The sequence below is a fragment of the Stenotrophomonas maltophilia group sp. msm1 genome (genome assembly GCF_032025805.1).
GTDB classification, from domain to species: Bacteria; Pseudomonadota; Gammaproteobacteria; order Xanthomonadales; family Xanthomonadaceae; genus Stenotrophomonas; species Stenotrophomonas hibiscicola.
Window position 1 is genome coordinate 207,141 of record NZ_JAVSKH010000005.1, and the last position, 16,833, is coordinate 223,973.

Here is a 16,833-nt window from a genome sequence, read left to right on the forward strand (position 1 = left end):
GCAGCATCCATCCGCGATTCTAACCGGATCCGGTCCTTTTTTGATGCAACGCAGCATCCGACGTTTCGCGGCGCTGTCACATGGACGGCAGGCGACGCCCGGCAACGGTGGGATCAGACCAGCTCAAGGATCTCGTCGCCGGCCTCATCGACCCTGCCGGTCGGGCGCCAGCCCAGGCGGCGGTAGAAGCCATGCGAGCGCGAACGCGGGTCGGCGGAGCAGGCCAGGAACAGCCGCTGGTGGCCGGCATCGCGGGTCAGGCTGACCACGTCCTGCAGCAGCTGGCGGCCAATGCCGCGGCCCTCGTAGTCCGGCAGCAGGGCCAGCACCAGCACCTCGCCGCTGTCACGGTCGGCGAAGCAGTAGCCGGCCATGCGCTCGCCGTCCCAGGCGATGCGGCCGATCGAATCGCCCTGGGCGATGCCGGCCGCCCAGCTGTCCACCGTGATGCCCCGTTCCGCAAGCTGGGCCGCGCTGAAGGCGTTCTCGCGGGTGCGCCCGCGCAGGTCGATGCAGGCGGCGGCATCTTCGGGGCGGGCGTCGCGGACGAATACAGGCATGCAGGGCATCCTTGCGGTGATCGGCCGCTCAGTATCTGCATGGCGCATGGAATCGATGTGTAGGGTTGATGGAGATTGGATGGAGGCCCCGCAGCAGCAGGGGATAGGGGGGATCGGTGCCGCTGATGCCGATGTCGCCCGGCGGCGTGGCAGTGAAAGGCTTTCAGCAGGTGCTTGCACCCCGGTCAGTCACTGCCGACGGTGAAGTACTCCACGGCGAAGTAGCCGATCTGGTAAGCCAGCGTTGCCAGCACCAGGCGCAGCTGTGTGCGTTGGCTGCGCAGCCGCCAGCCGAGCACCGCCACCGCCAGCATCAGCGCGGCATGCAACGGGTATGCGGTTCCCAGCAGTTTCCAGCGGCTGCTGCCCTTGATGGCGGTATCGACCAGGTCGAGCAGGGTCAGTGCGGCAATTACGCTGAAGATCCAGCGCCGGCGCTGCATGAGATAGTTCGCGTAGTTGCCGTATTCACGCAGGTCGTCGGGAAACAGCAACGCGCACAGCAGGAACCAGGTCGCGCAGTACACGATCACGAACAGGTAGGTTTCAAACGTCCAGCGGTGCACCTCGATAAGGCGGAACTCCCACCACCAGAAGGTCACCAGCGATATCAGCGTCCACGCCACCCAGCCCAGGTGCAGGGCCGAGCAGCCGCGGCGCTGCGGATGCTCGATGATCTGCGCCAGGCCCTTGAGCACGGTGGTGATCGACAGGCCGAGGATGATGCCCATCACCACCCGGATGTGCAGGAACAGCGGATCGGTCTGCATCGCGGCGCTCCGTGTCGGGTGCTGCGATGCTGGCACAACCGGGCGCCCCGGAACGGACCCCGGTCACGCACAGAAGAGCGGAGAAAAAAGGGACGGAGGGGATTAAGTCGCTCTCGCCCTGATTCGTCCATGGCTGAGGACTGGCCACGTCCTGGCGACCAGGCGCGGTATTCTCAGCGCTTGGCCGGCTTGGTGGTATCAGGGCGAAGTAAGGCCCTGCTGTCGCAGCAGGGCAAGATACTTCCCGCCTTCATCGTCAGCGTTGAATATGTCCTCGCCGTCCAGTGCATACGCCCTGAGCAGGTATTCAAGGGCCCGATCCCGCTGCCCCAGAAGTTCGTTGCATTGGCCAGCGCGATACAGAATGAAGGGATTGGCACGCCCGTCCGGACCATTCAATGCATCCATGAAGTACTTCAGGGCGGCCACTACGTCACCGGAAAGAAAGCTCGCGTCTCCAAGTGAAGCACAGAGCCAAGTGTAGGCCTCCCAATCCTTGGCAGGAGCTGGCAACGCTTCTAAAGCCTGCAGCCAGCACCGAGTCGCGCCAGCATGGTCATCGGCATCCATGAGGACGTTTCCCTGCTCTGAGAGGTCAGTGACCTGCTCATAGATTTCGTCAGGAAGTTCCATTCGGTTTGACTCACAGATGACAAGCCTTCCAGCCTACGTAAAAAAAGTGCACCTGTCGGCTGGCAAGTGCGCTATCTGGTGTCGCGATCGTCTCGCATTTTGGCCCCGTGAGCCGAAAGCGCCTGTCAACCAAGATCTACACCCCCTGAGAAGCCAACTCAGCGCTTGCGCCGGATCAGCGCGGAGGAGGCATCCAGCACCGCGCGGGTCAGCAGGGCCATGGTCTGCACGTCGCCCTTCCAGTGCTGCCAGTACAGCGGCACGTCTTCCCACGCGCGCTGGCGCACGTAGACCAGGCGGCCGGCGTCCAGGTGCCGCTTGACCAGTGGCAGCGGGTTCATGGTCCAGCCCAGTCCGCCGAGGTTGGCCTGCACGAAGGCGCGCGTGGACGGAATCCACCAGGTCGGTGCAGTGCTGGGCAGGTCGTCGCCGGCCATGCGCCGGGCGAAGCGCGACTGCATGTCGTCCTTGCGGTTGAATACCAGCACCGGTGCCTGTGCCAGCGCCTGCGCGGTCACGCCCTTGGCGAAGTGGCGTTCGCGAAATTCGGGGGTGCACGTCGCTGCGTAGCGGATGCTGCCCAGCGCATGGATCTGGCAGCCCTGCACCGGCTCGTCCAGCGTGGTCACTGCGCCCAGCACCGTGCCCTGGCGCAGCAGCTCCACGGTGTGGTCCTGGTCTTCCACACGCAGGTCCAGGGTGGTGCCGGTGGTCTGCGCGAACTGGTAGGCGGCCTGCGGAAACCAGGTTTCCAGGCTGTCGTGGTTCACCGCCACCGGGATGCTGGCCTGGGGCAGATCCTCATCGGCCAGGCCCATCCGGTGCAGCGCATCGTGTTCGAGCAGGGCGGTCTGCTCGGCCAGCTGAACGAGCAGCTGCCCCTCGGCGGTGGCGGTGGCAGGCGTGCCGCGCTTGACCAGCAGGCGGCCGATCCGGTCCTCCAGTGCCTTGACCCGCTGCGAGATGGCCGAGGGCGTGACATTCAGCGACTGTGCGGCGCGGTCGAAGCTGCCTTCGCGGATCACCGCGGCCAGGGCGCGCAGCTGGGCATGATCGATACGCATCGAATTAAGCTCCGCTAATGTTGGTTTAGGAAGTTTAGCTCGTCTTTTTCATGTTGCGGCGCGACAATGGCGCCCGTTCCGGTGCTGTCCGCCTTCGCGAGGCACCGTCCCCCCAAGCAAGTTAAGGCAGTGAATCCCATGTTCTCGGTCATCTCCGCCAGCACCGGCCTCGGTGCCTGGTTCTCTGGTGCAGCTACCGGCATCGGCCTGTTCGCCGTGGTCGGCGCCCAGAGCGCCTTCATTCTGCGCCAGGGCATCCTGCGCAAGCACATCGTGCCGGTGGTTGCCACCTGTGCGGCCATCGATGCGATCTTCATTTTCGCCAGCGTTGCCGGCCTGCGCACGCTCACCTCGGCGCTGCCGTGGCTGACCAGCGCCGTGCTGTGGACCGGCGTGGCATTCCTGGCCTGGTACGCGATGAAGTCGGCACGCCGTGCGATCGCCGGTGGCGGCGGCATGGGCGAGGCTGACAGCGATGACGGCAGCCGCCGCGCGGTGCTGATGGCCGCAGTCGGCTTTTCGCTGATCAACCCGCACTTCTGGCTGGACATGATGGTGATCGGCTCGATCGCCGAGAACTTCGGCAACGCCCGCATGGCCTTCGCCGCCGGCGTGGTGACCGCCAGCTGCCTTTGGCTGACCGCGCAGGGACTGGGCGCACGCCTGCTGGCGTCGCTGTTCACCAAGCCCAGCACCTGGCGTGTGCTTGACGGCACCATCGCCGTGATCCTCAGCATCCTGGCCCTAACGTTGGCGGTGCGCGGGGTCCACTGACCCGGCGCATGCCCCCCGAACCCACGTCCTGACTCTCTCTCCAAGGTAGTGGTAACGACGGCACCGGCAACGGTGCCGTCGTTTTTTCTGCCGATGTGGCGCGGCAAACGGTCACGTGCCTAGAATCGTGCATCCGGACAGGGTGTCCGGTTTTCCATGGGGGAAGGATGCGCAGGATTGTGCTTGCTGTACTGCTGGGAGCGGTTGTGGGCGGAGCATCGGCGGCGACGCTGGACCTGGATCGCTATCTGCGGCAGGAGTCGTTTACCGACATCAAGATTTCACCGGGGGGCGAGTACATCGCCGCGACGGTTCCGCTGGAGGCCGGGACCGCATTGGCGATCTACCGCATTGCCGACATGAAGATGGTGGGCAGCTTCCGCCCGCCCCGCAACGATCACGCCCACACCTTCGACTGGGTCAGCAACGAGCGGCTTCTGGTCGGCATGGCACAGAAGTTCGGGGTGCTGGAGCGGCCGACGCCGACTGGCGAATTGTTCGGCATCAATGCCAATGGCAAGGGCGGCGAGCTGCTGGTGGGTTACCGGGTTGCCGACCAGAGCCTGGGTACCAACATCAAGGTCAAGCCGGCGGGCCTGGTGGCCGCGTACCTCAGTGATGAACTCAAGGACGACGACCGCAACGCACTGGTGACGGTAATCCCGCTGGTCGGCAGTTCGCATGCACAGGTCGAGCGCATGGACGTGATCACCGGTCGCCGCAATGCGGTGGCACGGGCTCCCATTCCCGATGCGGACTTCACGACCGATGAGCAGGGCGAGGTGCGGTTCGCGCGCGCTGTCGTTACCGACGGCACGCAGAAGCTCTATTACCGCACGGGCAGCAACAGCGACTGGATCCTGCTCAACGATGAATCCCTGAGCAAGCGCATCGAGCTGCCGCTCGGCTTTTCGGCCGATGGTCGCCTGGCGTACCTGCAGGTCGAGCAGGCAGACGGGCCTGACGCCATTGTGAGCTGGGATCCGCACAGCAATGAGCGACGCACCGTGCTGCGCGATGGGACGGCCGACCCTGCGCGCATCATCCGGCGCCCCGGCAGCCGCGTACCGGTCGGGGCGCTGTTCCTTGGCAGTGCACCGCGAACGGCATTCTTCGATGATGCCTCGGACGAAGCCCGCCTTTACCGCAGCCTCGAAGCGGGCTTGGGCGGAGCGGTCTACATTACCTCCAGCACGCGCGATGGCAGGACGGTGCTGGTGGAAACCTGGTCAGGCAGCAACCCAGGCGATTTCTATCTCTATGACACGGTGGCCAAGAGTGCTCGGCACCTGATCAGCCGCAGCGACTGGATCGACCCTGCGCTGGCCGCGCAGGTGCGTCCGATCAGCCTGAAGGCGCGTGACGGGCGTACGCTGCATGGTTTCCTTACCGTCCCGCATGGCCACGAGGCCGGTGCGCTGCCGATGGTAGTGGTGCCACACGGAGGCCCGATCGGCGTTGCCGACGATGGCACCTACGACACCGAGGCACAGATGCTGGCGGCGGCAGGCTATGCGGTGTTGCAGGTGAATTTCCGCGGATCTTCCGGCTATGGCCGGGCCCACATGCAGGCTGCGCGCAAGCAATGGGGGCTGTCGATGCAGGATGACGTCACCGATGCCACGCGGTGGGCGATCGACCAGGGCGTGGCCGACAAGAACCGCATCTGCATCTACGGGGCCAGTTACGGTGCCTATGCGGCAATGATGGGGGCAGTGCGCGAACCAGGCCTCTACCAGTGCGCGGCCGGCTACGTCGGCATCTACGATCTGCCGTTGATGTACGCCCGCGGAGATATCCAGAGTGATGAGTCAGGCCTGGCCTACCTGCGCAACTGGCTGGGATCGCCCAAGGATCTGGCAGAGCGTTCCCCGGTGAATCTGGCTGCGCAGGTACGGGTGCCGGTATTCCTGGCCGCAGGTGGCCAGGACCAGCGTGCGCCGATCGTGCACAGCGAACGCATGGAAGCGGCCTTGAAGAAGGCGGGTTCGCCGGTGGAAACCCTGTACGTCAGGAACGAAGGGCATGGCTTCTATTCGCCTGCCAACCAACGCACGTACTACAGCAGGTTGCTGGCCTTCCTCTCGCGCAGCCTGGGGGGACAGGTGGCCGCGCAGGCCGCGCCTGCGGAAAAGAGCAGCGCGCCCTGAGCACGCCGGGAGCGGCGGATGATCGATCCGCCGCCCCGGATTTCGCCTGCACCGGGCTTACTTGACCCCGTGCATCATCTTCTTCAGCAGCGGCGCGGCAATGAAGGCGGCCAGCGCACAGCCCAAGCCGATCCACATCAGCAGCCAGAACAGGTGCGCATAGGCGCCGGCGGCGGCCACCATGTCCAGCGATTCGCCTTCCGGCACCTCGATCGCGGCCAGCTTGCCGAACAGCGCGGCCAGCGTCTCCGAGAAGGCGGTGGCGAGGAACCAGGTGCCCATCATCAGGCTCATCACCCGCGGCACGGCCAACTGGGTGACCGCCGACAGGCCGACCGGCGACAGGCACATCTCGCCACTGGCCAGCAGGAAGTAGGCCAGCACCAGCCACCACACACTGGCCATCTCGCCGGTGGCGCCGACCTGCTGTGCGGCCAGTGCCAGCGGCACGAACGACAGCGCGCCGATCACCAGACCCCAGGCCGATTTGACCGGCTTGCCCGGTTCCCAGCCGCGGCGGTCCATCCACGTCCACAGTGCGGCGAAGGCCGGTGCCAGCAGCACCAGGAACAGGCCACCCAGGTAGGTCAGCGAGCCTGCGGTCTGCGGGATCACCAGGCAGTCGCGCACCAGCAGCACCAGCATCAGCACGACGATGGCCGCGAAGAACGTGCGCGGCGCAGCCGAGCCCGGGCGCCGTTCCGACAGGCGCGCGCTGACCACGAAGCCGAGCGGTGCCAGCAGCAGCGAGAGAATCGACCACGGCAGCGGCGTGCCGCCGGTGATCACCAGCGAGGGCACGATGTCCTTGGTCAGCAGGCGGTCGGTGAAGGTCACCCACGAGCCGTAGGACTGCTCGTACATCGTGAAGAACACCAGCGCCATGAAGATCAGCACCATCAGCGCGATCATCTGCTGACGCTGCACCGGCGTGCATTTCGTGCCGGTGAACCAGGCGAACCAGACCAGCACGCCGCCCAGCACCACCAGCATCAGCATCAGCGCCAGGCTGATTTCACCGCCCAGCGCGAACGCGCCATTGCCGGCGGCCCACATCAGCCAGGCGACCGGCAGCACACCGAGCACCGCGCACAGGTAGATCAGCCATTCGCGCGGCAGGCCCAGCACCTTCTGTTTCAGCGCTGCCGGCTGCGGCGGTTCGGCGTGGCCCTGCAGGTATTTCTGGCCCCACAGGAACATTGCCAGGCCGGCCAGCATGCCGACGCCGGCCGCACCGAATCCATACTTCCAGCCGTAGGCCTCACCAAGGAAGCCGCACACCAGCGATGAGAACAGCGCACCAAGGTTGATGCCGGCGTAGAACAGCGAGAAGCCCGAATCGCGGCGCGGATCGTCCTTGGCGTACAGCTTGCCGACGATGGTGGAGATGTTCGGCTTGAGGAAGCCGACGCCCATGATGATCAGCGCCAGCGACAGGTAGGTCACCGCCAGTGCCGAGGTGTCGCGCACCACTTCGCCGTTCACCCGATAGGCTGCATGGCCCTCGAAGGCCATGCCGAGGTGGCCGAGCACCAGCAGGATGCCGCCGAACAGCACCGCCCGGCGCATGCCCAGCCAGCGGTCGGCCAGCATGCCGCCGAACACCGGGATGCAGTACACCAGGCCGCCGTAGGCGCCGAGCAGGTCCAGGCCGGCCTTGTCGCCGAACAGGTGGTATTTGGTCAGGTACAGCAGCAGCAGCGCCTTCATGCCGTAGAAGGAGAAGCGCTCCCACATTTCAGTGAAGAAGCAGACGTAGACGCCCTTGGGGTGGCCCAGGAAATCGTCGGAAGCGATAGCGGTGGAATTCATCGCGGAATTATAGGCCTGTGGCCCGATCCGCTTTCAGTGGATCCACGCCATGCGTGGATTGCCGGACTGGTCAGGGCGATCACAGGTATCGCAACCACGGCAGATCGCGCCTTCGCGCTTTGAACCGCGCGAAGGCCCGCGTCGGCGGGTACAGCACCACCGCCAGCGCACAGGCCACCAGCAGCAGGCCGGTCACCGAATCCAGTGCGTACAGGTCACCGTGCGTCGGTCCCCAGATCGCCAGCGCGGCCAGGTACAGCCCCTTCAGCACATACAGGTGCAGCAGGTAGAAGAACATCGGCGCGGCGCCGATATCGGCCAGCGGGCGCAGCGCAAGCGCCAGGGGCGGCCATTCGTACAGGCGCAGCAACAGCAGGCCCACGCCCAGGGTCAGCAGCAGGAACTGCAATGACGGCGGGTACTTGGTGATGTTGAGGATGCTCAGCCAGGTGCGCAGCGTGGTGGTCTGGTACTGCCACGGTGCATCCCCGTACTGGTTGGCGAACCGCAGCAGTGCGAACAGGGCCAGCGCGCCGATGCCTGCCCACAGCAGCCAGCGCTGGCGCTGCTCTGGCGCGCGCTCGCGACCGAACCACAGCCCCATCAGGTAGCCCAGTGCCATCACCCCGATCCACGGCAGCAGCGGATAGGACGTGCGCAGGCGCAGCGCACCGGCCTCGATCCAGTCGCGCTGGTGCAGCACTTTCCACAGCACCGCCAGCAGGCCATTGCCTTGCACCCGTAAGCCGTCGAACAGGTTGTGCCCGGCCACCACCGCGATTGCCAGCACCAGCAGTGCCGGGCGTGGCAGCCAAAGCAGCCCGGCCAGCGCGATCATGCTCAGCCCGATGGCCCAGATCACCTGCAGGTACAGCGTGTCCGGCGGCAGCTGGAAGGTCCAGGCGAAGTTCACCAGGGTAAGTTCCAGCACGACCAGGAACAGCCCGCGCTTGAGCAGGAAGGCTGCGGTGGCCCGCCGCGGATCCGCCTGGCGCTGGCCGTACAGCCAGGCCGACAGGCCGGTCAACAGGACGAACACGGGCGCACACAGGTGCGCCAGCAGACGGCAGGTGAACAGCGCAGGGGAGACCGTCGCCGCGTCCATCGGGTCGCTTACCTGGTGCTGCAGGAAGAAGGTCTCGCGCACGTGGTCGAGCAACATCAGCAGCATCACGGTGCCGCGCAGCTGGTCGATGGAGGCCAGGCGAGGGGAGGGGGAAGGGGGCATGCGATGCAGTAACAACAAGGTAGCATTAAGATATAACATATCATTTGCTGTGTGCCCAACCGGACTTTGCCGGGTCGGTCGATTGCCGGTCCACTTACTGGCCCATTGCGCTGCAGCACACGCCCCCATCCTTTGGCACGCTGGACTTGATCTGTCCTGAACGCTAGCGTGGCAGGGATTTTTTGCCAGCAGGGGCTTCCATGAACCACGACGCTGCGCCCAAGCAGCTCACCTTCCGCGCAGTGGCCCTGGCCATCGTGCTGGCGGTGGTGCTGTCGGCCGCAAACGCCTACCTCGGCCTGTTCGCAGGCCTGACCATCGCCACCGCCATTCCCGCCGCGGTGATTTCCATGGGCGTGCTGCGCCTGCTGGGCGGTGGCTCCATCCTTGAAAACAACATCGTGCAGACCGGCGCTTCGGCCGGTTCGTCGATCGCCGCCGGCGTGATCTTCACCATCCCCGCGCTGGTGATCATGGGCTACTGGCCGGACTTCAAGTACTGGTGGGTGCTGGGCATCGCCGGCCTCGGCGGCCTGCTGGGCGTGCTGTTCTCGGTGCCGCTGCGCCGTTCGATGATCGTCGAAGATCCGCTGCCGTTCCCGGAAGGCAAGGCGGCGGCCGAAGTGCTCAAGGCCGGCGAGAACCCGGGCCCGGGCCTGAAGATCCTCGGCCTGTCGGCGGTGATCGGCGCCTTCGTCAAGCTGGCCGCGGAAAGCGGCATGCGCCTGATTCCAGATGCCTGGGCCACCTCGGCCTATGTCGGCAGCTCCAAGGTCACCGCCTTCATCGGTACCAACCTGTCACCGGCGTTGCTGGGCGTGGGGTACATCGTCGGCCTCAACGTCGGCATCGTGGTGGTGTCCGGTTCGATCCTGACCTGGCACATCGCCATCCCGATCTATCAGGCGTTCTTCATGAACACCGATCCGGCGCTGGCCGCGTCGGTTGCCGCGGCTTCGTCCACCGAGGCGGCGTTCGCCATCTGGGGCGCGAAGATGCGCTACCTGGGTGTCGGCGCGATGCTGATCGGTGGCATCTGGACCCTGATCTCGCTGCGCAAGTCGCTGCTCAACGGCGTCAAGAGCGGCTTTGCCGCCGCCCGCAAGAGCGGTGGCCCGGTGCTGGCGCATACCGAGCGCGACCTGCCGATGAAGTGGATGCTGGTTGCCCTGGTGGCGTTCGTGCTGCCGCTGCTGGCCCTGTACCAGGCCATCGTCGGCCAGTGGCACGTGTCGATCCCGATGACCCTCATCATGATCGTCGCCGGCTTCCTGTTCGTCTCGGTCTCCGCCTACCTGGCCGGCCTGATCGGTTCGTCCAACAACCCGGTCTCGGGCATCACCATCTCCACCATCCTGTTCGCCTCGGCCGTGCTGGTCGTGCTGCTGGGCGCTGACGGCCTCAAGCCGGTCGGTGCCGGCGGGGCGCCGCTGGGCGCGGTGGCCGCGATCATGATCGGTGCGGTGGTGTGCTGTGCCGCTGCGGTCGGTGGTGACAACCTGCAGGACCTCAAGGCCGGTTACATCGTCGGTGCCACCCCGTGGAAGCAGCAGCTGATGCTGGGCATCGGTGCGTTCTCGTGCGCGCTGATCATGGCCCCGGTACTGAACCTGCTGGCCACTGCCTACGGCATCGGCGTGAAGTCCGAGCTGCACCCGAACGCGCTGGCTGCGCCGCAGGCCAACCTGATGGCCTCGGTGGCCAAGGGCCTGTTTGGTGGTGAACTGCCGTGGACCTTCATCGGCATCGGTGCCGTGGTCGGTGCCGCCATCATCGCCTTCGACAGCTGGCTGAAGTCCCGCAACGCGCGCTTCCGCGTGCCGGTGCTGGCCGCCGCCATCGGCATCTACCTGCCGCTGGAACTGATGGTGCCGATCTTCCTCGGCGGCCTGATCGCCCATCTGGTCGAGCGCTTCCACAAGGTGCGCGCCGATGACGAAGAAGGCCGCGACCGCGTGCACAAGCCGGGCGTGCTGTTTGCCGCCGGCCTGATCACCGGTGAGGCACTGATGGGCATCGCCATCGCGATTCCGATCGTGGTCAGCAGCCGCGCCGATGTGCTGGCAGTGCCGTTCCACCTGCCGGGCGCACAGTGGATCGGCCTGGCCGTGCTGTTCCTGGTCGGCTGGCTGATCTACCGCACCGGCAAGTACGCCAAGGCGTAAGGGACGGCTAGTGCCGACCGCTGGCCGGCAATCCCGGAATCCCGTGATACCCCTGGTTGCCGGCCAGCGGCCGGCAGTACCGCAAACCCCGCTTCGGCGGGGTTTGCTGTTTATGGCGATTGCCCGCCTGCAGCCATGACCGATGGCCTTGGCAGCCCCGGCCATGCGGGCCTACCATCGGTTTTTTGCCGTCCTGCGGAGACCCCGATGAAACTGCGTCATGCCCTGCTGCCATTGAGCCTGCTGGCCGCCCTGCCCAGTGTTGCCGCTGCCCGTGGCCTGGAAGTCCGCGACATGGTGGCGATGGACCGCGTTTCCGCGCCGGTGCTGACCGCAGACGGTGGCACCGTGGTGTTCGCCAAGCGCAGCGTGGACGCCAACCTGAAGGCCTCCACCGCGCTGTTCGCGCGCAACCTGCGCACCCGCGACGCAGCGCCGCCGAAGCAGATCACCCCGGCCGGCTGGAACGTCAATTCCGCCTCGCTGTCGGCCGATGGCCAGACGGTGTATTTCCTGAGCGCCAAAAACGGCAGCCAGCAGCTGTACGCGCAGCCGATCAACGGCGGTACTCCGCGCCAGCTGACCGACTTCCCGGTCGACGTGGACAGCTACCACGTGTCGCCGCAGGACGACCGCGTGTTGTTCAGCGCCGGCGTGTTCCAGGCCTGCGCCTCGGACCTGGCCTGCACCGAGAAGAAGCTGAAGGAAAAGAAGGACGCCAAGGCCAGCGGCCAGGTATGGGATTCGCTGTTCGTGCGCCACTGGGACACCTGGAACGACGGCCGCCGCAACACCCTGTTCGTCGCTCCGCTGCCCGCGGCCAAGGCCGGTGCAGTCAAGGGCGCCTCGGCACTGAGCGCGACCATCGATGGTGATGCGCCGTCCAAGCCGTTCGGCGGCAATGATGACTTCGCGTGGTCGCCGGATGGCGCCAGCGTAGTGGCCAGCATCCGTGTGGCCGGCAAGCAGGAACCGTGGTCGACCAACTTCGATCTGTACCGCTTCGACGCCGCGGGCAAGCAGGCGCCGGTCAACCTGACCGCCTCCAACCCGGCCTGGGATGCCGGCCCGGTGTTCAGCGCCGACGGCAAGACGCTGTTCTATCGTGCGATGAAGCGCCCGGGCTTCGAGGCCGACCGCTTCGGCCTGATGGCGATGGACCTGGCCAGCGGCAAGACCCGCGAGATCGCGCCGCAGTGGGACCGTTCGGCGGGCGGCATCACCCTGTCCGCCGACGGCGCCAGCATCTACACCACCGCCGACGACCTCGGCGAGCATCCGCTGTTCCAGATCGACGTGGCCAGCGGCAAGGCCACCAAGCTGGTTGGCGACGGCAGCGTGACCTCGGTCGATGTGGCCGGCAACAGCGTGGCGATCACCCGCAACAGCCTGAAGAGCAACGACCAGGTGCTGGTCGGACTGCTGCCGGCCGCAGGCCAGCCGATCGGCGAACTGCGCGCGCTGACCCCGGCTGCTGGCGACGTACTCAAGGACGTGTCCTTCGGCGACTACGAACAGTTCGAGTTCAAGGGCTGGAACAACGACACCGTGCATGGCTACGTGGTCAAGCCGCACAACTATCAGGAAGGCAAGTCCTACCCGGTGGCGTTCCTGATCCATGGCGGCCCGCAGGGCAGCTTCGGCAATGGCTGGAGCTACCGCTGGAATCCGCAGACCTATGCGGGCCAGGGCTACGCGGTGGTGATGATCGACTTCCACGGCTCCACCGGCTACGGCCAGGCGTTCACCGATGCGATCAGCCAGCACTGGGGCGACCGCCCGCTGGAAGACCTGCAGAAGGGCTGGGATGCGGCGCTGAAGAAGTATTCCTTCCTCAACGGTGACAAGGCCTGTGCGCTGGGCGCCAGCTACGGCGGCTTCATGGTCAACTGGATCGCCGGCAACTGGAACAGCCCGTTCAAGTGCCTGGTCAACCACGACGGCGTGTTCGACCAGCGCATGATGGGCTACGCCACCGAAGAACTGTGGTTCACCGAGTGGGAGCAGGGCGGCACGCCGTACCAGAAGGCCGCGAACTACGAGAAGTTCAACCCGGTCAACCACGTGGCGGACTGGAAGAAGCCGATCCTGGTCATCCACGGCCAGCAGGACTTCCGCATCCCGGTCGAGCAGGGCCTGGCCGCGTTCACCGCCGCCCAGCGCCAGGGCATCGAATCGAAGTTCCTGTACTTCCCGGATGAAAACCACTGGGTGCTCAAGCCGAACAACAGCATCCTGTGGCATGACACCGTCAATGCCTGGCTGAAGCAGCACATCGGCAACTGATGGTTGCGGGGGGGGGGGCCCCCCGGGGGGGGGGGGGGGGGGGGGGGGGGGGGGGGGGGGGGGGGGGGGGGCGGGGGGGGGGGGGGCCGCCGGGGCGCGGGCCCCCCCCCCCCCCCCCCCCCCCCCCCCCCCCCCCCCCCCCCCCCCCCCCCCCCCCCCCCCCCCCCCCCCCCCCCCCCCCCCCCCCCCCCCCCCCCCCCCCCCCCCCCCCCCCCCCCCCCCCCCCCCCCCCCCCCCCCCCCCCCCCCCCCCCGCCCCCGCCCGCGCCCCCCCCCCCCCCCCCCCCCCGCCAGGTCACGCAAACGGAATTACTTGAATCGGTAGCCGATGGTCACACTGTAACCACGACCGAAGATGGTGGCGTAGTCACTGGAGTCACCCAGGAAGCTGTTCGGATCGTAGAACGGCAGGCGGTTGAACAGGTTCTTGACAGTGAAGCTCAGGTTCCACGCATCGTCCGGGCGCCAGGTGACGCTCATGTTGGCGGTCCACCACGACGGTGCACCATCGCACTTGCTCTTCTGCAGGGCCAGGTAGCCGCCGGTGCAGGTTTCCTTGTTGTTGCTCTCTTCGTCGATCTGGTCGGTGGCCCACTTGGTGCCGCCCACGTAGTTGACGAACATGCTGGTGGTCACTTGCTTGTAGGTCCAGTCTGCATTGAGCGTGGCACGCAGGCGCGGGTTGTTGTAGTAGCCCACCACGTCGCCGTAGTACCAGCCGTTCTCCGCGTCCATGTAGAAGCGGTTGCGGTTGGCGATGGTGGCGGCCAGGCCGATGTTCAGGTTGCCCCAGTCGCCCAGCGAAAAGCGGCTGCGCGCGTCGATGTCGAAGCCGTCGATCAGCGTCTTGCCGCGGTTCTTGTACTGGCCGACCACGCTGGCCACGTTGCCGGCGGAGTAGCCCGGCAGGGTGGCCGGGCAGCTCACGCCGCTGGCCGGGTCGGCGCACATCGCCGCCAACTGGGCAAGATTGGCACGGTCGCTGTCGGTGATCGGCGAGCGCGACATCGAGATGATGTCTTCCATGCGGCGGTAGTCCGGCGCGACGATTTCATTGTCACGGTAGATGAACCAGTAGTCGGCCGACACCGACAGCCAGGTTGCTGGCTCGTATACGAGGCCGAGGGTGGCGATCTTGGCCTTTTCCGGCTTCAGGTCCTTGTTCGGCTGGGTCATGCGCGCCACGGTGTGGCTGCAGTCGACGTTCAGCAGGTTCTTGCCGAGGTCGACGTCACCCGGCCGCTGCGACTTCAGCAGCAGGTTGGCGATGGCGTTGGTCTCGTTGCAGCGCAGCTCGTCACGGAAGCCACCGAGCTGTGCGAACACGCCGCCGTTGCCGGACTCGGCCAGGCTCGGTGCGCGGAAGCCGGTGGAATAGGTGCCGCGCAGCATCAGCTGGTCGAAGGCCTGGTACTTGAAGCCGATCTTCGGCGCCACGTTGGCACTGAAGTTCGGGTACTTGTCCACGCGCACCGCCGCATCCAGTTCCAGCTTGTCGGTGATCGGCGCCACGGTCTCGGCGAACAGCGCGTAGGTGTTGCGCTTGCCGTCGAACCACGAGCCGCCCTGCTGGGTGATCAGACCGTTGGCCGCATCGGCATTGCCCGGGGTGTAGAAGGTCTCACGGCTGGCGTTGAAGCCGAACGCGGCGCGCATCTCGCCCGCCGGCAGCTGGAACAGCGGTCCTTCGATCTTGCCGTCCAGGGTATGCAGGCGGGTCCACGACTGGATGTCGAAGGTCGGGAACGCTTCACGGATCAACGCGGCGTTGGCTTCGCTGATCTCGCCGAACTTGTACGCCGGGTGGTCGGAGATGATCACCCGACCGGTACCAGGATCGATCGTGTACGGCCCGAACGCCTTCTCGAAGCCCTTGGTGTTGACGTTGATCGTCTGGTAGGTGGTGGAGTGGGTACCGGCGCTGGCGAAGGCGGTCTCCCAGTTCCAGTCACCGCGGTTGCCACGCGCACCGGCCAGCACGCGGTAGCTCTTGTCGGTATTGCGCTGGCCGAAATAGTTCGGGCCGGCATCCTGCAGCAGGTAGTTCAGGCCGACCACCCCGCCCATCATCGCCTTCAACTGCGGACTGGCATGGTTGTATTCGTTGTTGGGGCCCAGGAATGGGTACAGGAACTGGTTGACGGTGTTGCCGGTATTGCGCGAGAACCAGCTGGTCGGGTTGCCGGTGGTGGTGCCGTAGGTGCGCGGCGTGCCACCGTTGGCGCGCAGGTCGATGTCGGTGTAGGTCGCCTCGGCGAAGATCTCGGTGTTGTCACCGACCAGGAAGGTGCCGTTGAGGTAGGCGGTGTTGCGCTCGGACTTGGCGCCGGCATCGATCTCGTTGTTCATCCAGGTTTCCCAGACGCAACGCGGACCGGCCGCTTCACTGGTCAGCACGTTCCTGCAGCCCGGCGCGGCTTCCTGCACGCGGCGGCCAGTGACCGGATCGAAGGCGAAGTAGGTGCCCGGGTTGAACTCGCCCGGCTTGCTGCCCACGCCCAGGCGCAGGTTGTTGAGGTAGTTCGGATTGTTGACGTAGTACTGGTCGGGCCGCTTGTCGTAGAAATCGCTCAGCGGAATCGCGTCGCGACGGTACATGTTGACCGCGCCATAGATGTTGAAGCGGTTCTCGGCCAGGTCACCGAAGCCGGCGGTGATGCTGGCCTGCCGCTCACCGTAGGAATCGATGCGCGAGGAGGTGTCGTTGGTGAAGCTGATCTCGGCACCCTGGAAGTTGCGCTTGGTGATCACGTTGATCACGCCGGCCACCGCGTCGGTACCGTATACGGCCGACGCGCCGTCGGTCAGCACTTCCATGCGCTCGATGGCCGCGGCCGGAATCGCATCGATGTTGACGAACTGGGTCTGGAAGCCGGCCGGGGCACCGTAGTACGACAGGCGGCGACCATTCAGCAGCACCAGGGTGCCCTGCGCGCCCAAGCCACGCAGGTTGGCCTGCGAAGCACCGTCGGAACCGGTGAACAGCGAACGCGCGTCCTGCTGCGCCGGGCGGGCGGCCGGCAGGTTGTCGAGCACCTGCAGCAGCGTGCGCGCACCCATGTTCTGGATGTCCTGCTTGCTGATCACCTGCACCGGCGAGGCGGTTTCCACGTCGGTGCGGCGGATGTTGGAACCGGTGACCTCGATGCGGGCCAGGTCGGTGGCCTTGTCCTTTATCTCCTGGGCTAAGGCAGGAACGGCGACCGACAGCAGCACGCCGGCGATGGCCAGCGACAGCGGAGCGATCGAACGACAGGGGGGGCGGTGGTGGCGGGCGGGCAACATCGGGGTTCTCTCCTGGCAGGGGTGCAGCGCAATAAGTGAGCGCGTGGGCGTTCGGCGGGCAAAACGCTCCCGGGCCACGGCCACGAGGGCCGTAGTCGGAATGGGCG

At 66.2% G+C, this 16,833-nt stretch carries 11 protein-coding genes; 4 read left to right on the forward strand and 7 right to left on the reverse strand.

Annotation, left to right across the window (positions count from 1 at the left end; translation table 11 throughout):
* Nucleotides 1-113: 113 nt before the first annotated feature.
* From ROV95_RS19965 to ROV95_RS19980, 4 genes are all read right to left on the reverse strand, one after another.
* Entirely contained in the window at nt 114-560 is a 447-nt protein-coding gene (locus ROV95_RS19965; RefSeq protein WP_171952333.1) for a GNAT family N-acetyltransferase, read from the reverse strand.
* Nucleotides 561-745: 185 nt separating this feature from the next.
* Nucleotides 746-1,330 carry a hypothetical protein gene (locus ROV95_RS19970; RefSeq protein ID WP_312546044.1) on the reverse strand — a complete coding sequence of 195 codons (585 nt, stop codon included), beginning with the start codon at nt 1,328-1,330 and terminating at the stop codon, nt 746-748.
* A gap of 198 nt (nt 1,331-1,528) precedes the next feature.
* A complete protein-coding gene (locus tag ROV95_RS19975; protein WP_308304934.1) occupies nt 1,529-1,963 on the reverse strand; it encodes a hypothetical protein in 435 nt (144 codons plus the stop codon).
* Between the two features lie 158 nt (nt 1,964-2,121).
* Nucleotides 2,122-3,027 (reverse strand): LysR family transcriptional regulator ArgP, encoded by a 906-nt coding sequence (locus tag ROV95_RS19980; protein WP_019659327.1) that lies wholly within the window; start codon nt 3,025-3,027, stop codon nt 2,122-2,124.
* A 138-nt stretch (nt 3,028-3,165) separates the two neighbouring features.
* Between ROV95_RS19980 and ROV95_RS19985 the strand changes: the two genes are divergently transcribed.
* Nucleotides 3,166-3,801: a LysE family transporter gene (locus ROV95_RS19985; RefSeq protein WP_312546109.1), complete on the forward strand. Its 636-nt coding sequence runs from the start codon at nt 3,166-3,168 to the stop codon at nt 3,799-3,801.
* A 167-nt stretch (nt 3,802-3,968) separates the two neighbouring features.
* Nucleotides 3,969-5,951, forward strand: a complete 1,983-nt coding sequence (locus ROV95_RS19990; protein ID WP_312546049.1) for a S9 family peptidase — start codon at nt 3,969-3,971, stop codon at nt 5,949-5,951.
* A 57-nt stretch (nt 5,952-6,008) separates the two neighbouring features.
* Here ROV95_RS19990 and ROV95_RS19995 read toward each other — a convergent pair whose 3' ends face one another.
* A complete protein-coding gene (locus ROV95_RS19995) occupies nt 6,009-7,763 on the reverse strand; it encodes an oligopeptide:H+ symporter (protein WP_019659324.1) in 1,755 nt (584 codons plus the stop codon).
* A gap of 79 nt (nt 7,764-7,842) precedes the next feature.
* A complete protein-coding gene (locus tag ROV95_RS20000; protein WP_312546051.1) occupies nt 7,843-8,991 on the reverse strand; it encodes a heparan-alpha-glucosaminide N-acetyltransferase domain-containing protein in 1,149 nt (382 codons plus the stop codon).
* A gap of 200 nt (nt 8,992-9,191) precedes the next feature.
* On the opposite strand from ROV95_RS20000, the gene ROV95_RS20005 reads away from it, so the two are divergent.
* Nucleotides 9,192-11,156 (forward strand): oligopeptide transporter, OPT family, encoded by a 1,965-nt coding sequence (locus ROV95_RS20005; protein WP_049435318.1) that lies wholly within the window; start codon nt 9,192-9,194, stop codon nt 11,154-11,156.
* 207 nt (nt 11,157-11,363) lie between these two features.
* Nucleotides 11,364-13,442, forward strand: coding sequence for a S9 family peptidase (locus ROV95_RS20010; RefSeq protein WP_019659321.1), 2,079 nt, complete (start codon nt 11,364-11,366; stop codon nt 13,440-13,442).
* 308 nt (nt 13,443-13,750) lie between these two features.
* On the opposite strand, the gene ROV95_RS20015 is transcribed toward ROV95_RS20010, so the two are convergent.
* Nucleotides 13,751-16,726 carry a TonB-dependent receptor gene (locus ROV95_RS20015; RefSeq protein ID WP_312546054.1) on the reverse strand — a complete coding sequence of 992 codons (2,976 nt, stop codon included), beginning with the start codon at nt 16,724-16,726 and terminating at the stop codon, nt 13,751-13,753.
* Nucleotides 16,727-16,833 lie beyond the last annotated feature (107 nt).

Excerpts from the sequence above, each read along its gene's own strand:
- ROV95_RS19965 (WP_171952333.1), bottom strand. The coding sequence starts at position 560 with ATGCCTGTATTCGTCCGCGACGCCCGCCCCGAAGATGCCGCCGCCTGC.
- ROV95_RS19970 (WP_312546044.1), bottom strand. The coding sequence starts at position 1,330 with ATGCAGACCGATCCGCTGTTCCTGCACATCCGGGTGGTGATGGGCATC.
- ROV95_RS19975 (WP_308304934.1), bottom strand. The coding sequence starts at position 1,963 with ATGGAACTTCCTGACGAAATCTATGAGCAGGTCACTGACCTCTCAGAG.
- ROV95_RS19980 (WP_019659327.1), bottom strand. The coding sequence starts at position 3,027 with ATGCGTATCGATCATGCCCAGCTGCGCGCCCTGGCCGCGGTGATCCGC.
- ROV95_RS19985 (WP_312546109.1), top strand. The coding sequence starts at position 3,166 with ATGTTCTCGGTCATCTCCGCCAGCACCGGCCTCGGTGCCTGGTTCTCT.
- ROV95_RS19990 (WP_312546049.1), top strand. The coding sequence starts at position 3,969 with ATGCGCAGGATTGTGCTTGCTGTACTGCTGGGAGCGGTTGTGGGCGGA.
- ROV95_RS19995 (WP_019659324.1), bottom strand. The coding sequence starts at position 7,763 with ATGAATTCCACCGCTATCGCTTCCGACGATTTCCTGGGCCACCCCAAG.
- ROV95_RS20000 (WP_312546051.1), bottom strand. The coding sequence starts at position 8,991 with ATGCCCCCTTCCCCCTCCCCTCGCCTGGCCTCCATCGACCAGCTGCGC.
- ROV95_RS20005 (WP_049435318.1), top strand. The coding sequence starts at position 9,192 with ATGAACCACGACGCTGCGCCCAAGCAGCTCACCTTCCGCGCAGTGGCC.
- ROV95_RS20010 (WP_019659321.1), top strand. The coding sequence starts at position 11,364 with ATGAAACTGCGTCATGCCCTGCTGCCATTGAGCCTGCTGGCCGCCCTG.
- ROV95_RS20015 (WP_312546054.1), bottom strand. The coding sequence starts at position 16,726 with ATGTTGCCCGCCCGCCACCACCGCCCCCCCTGTCGTTCGATCGCTCCG.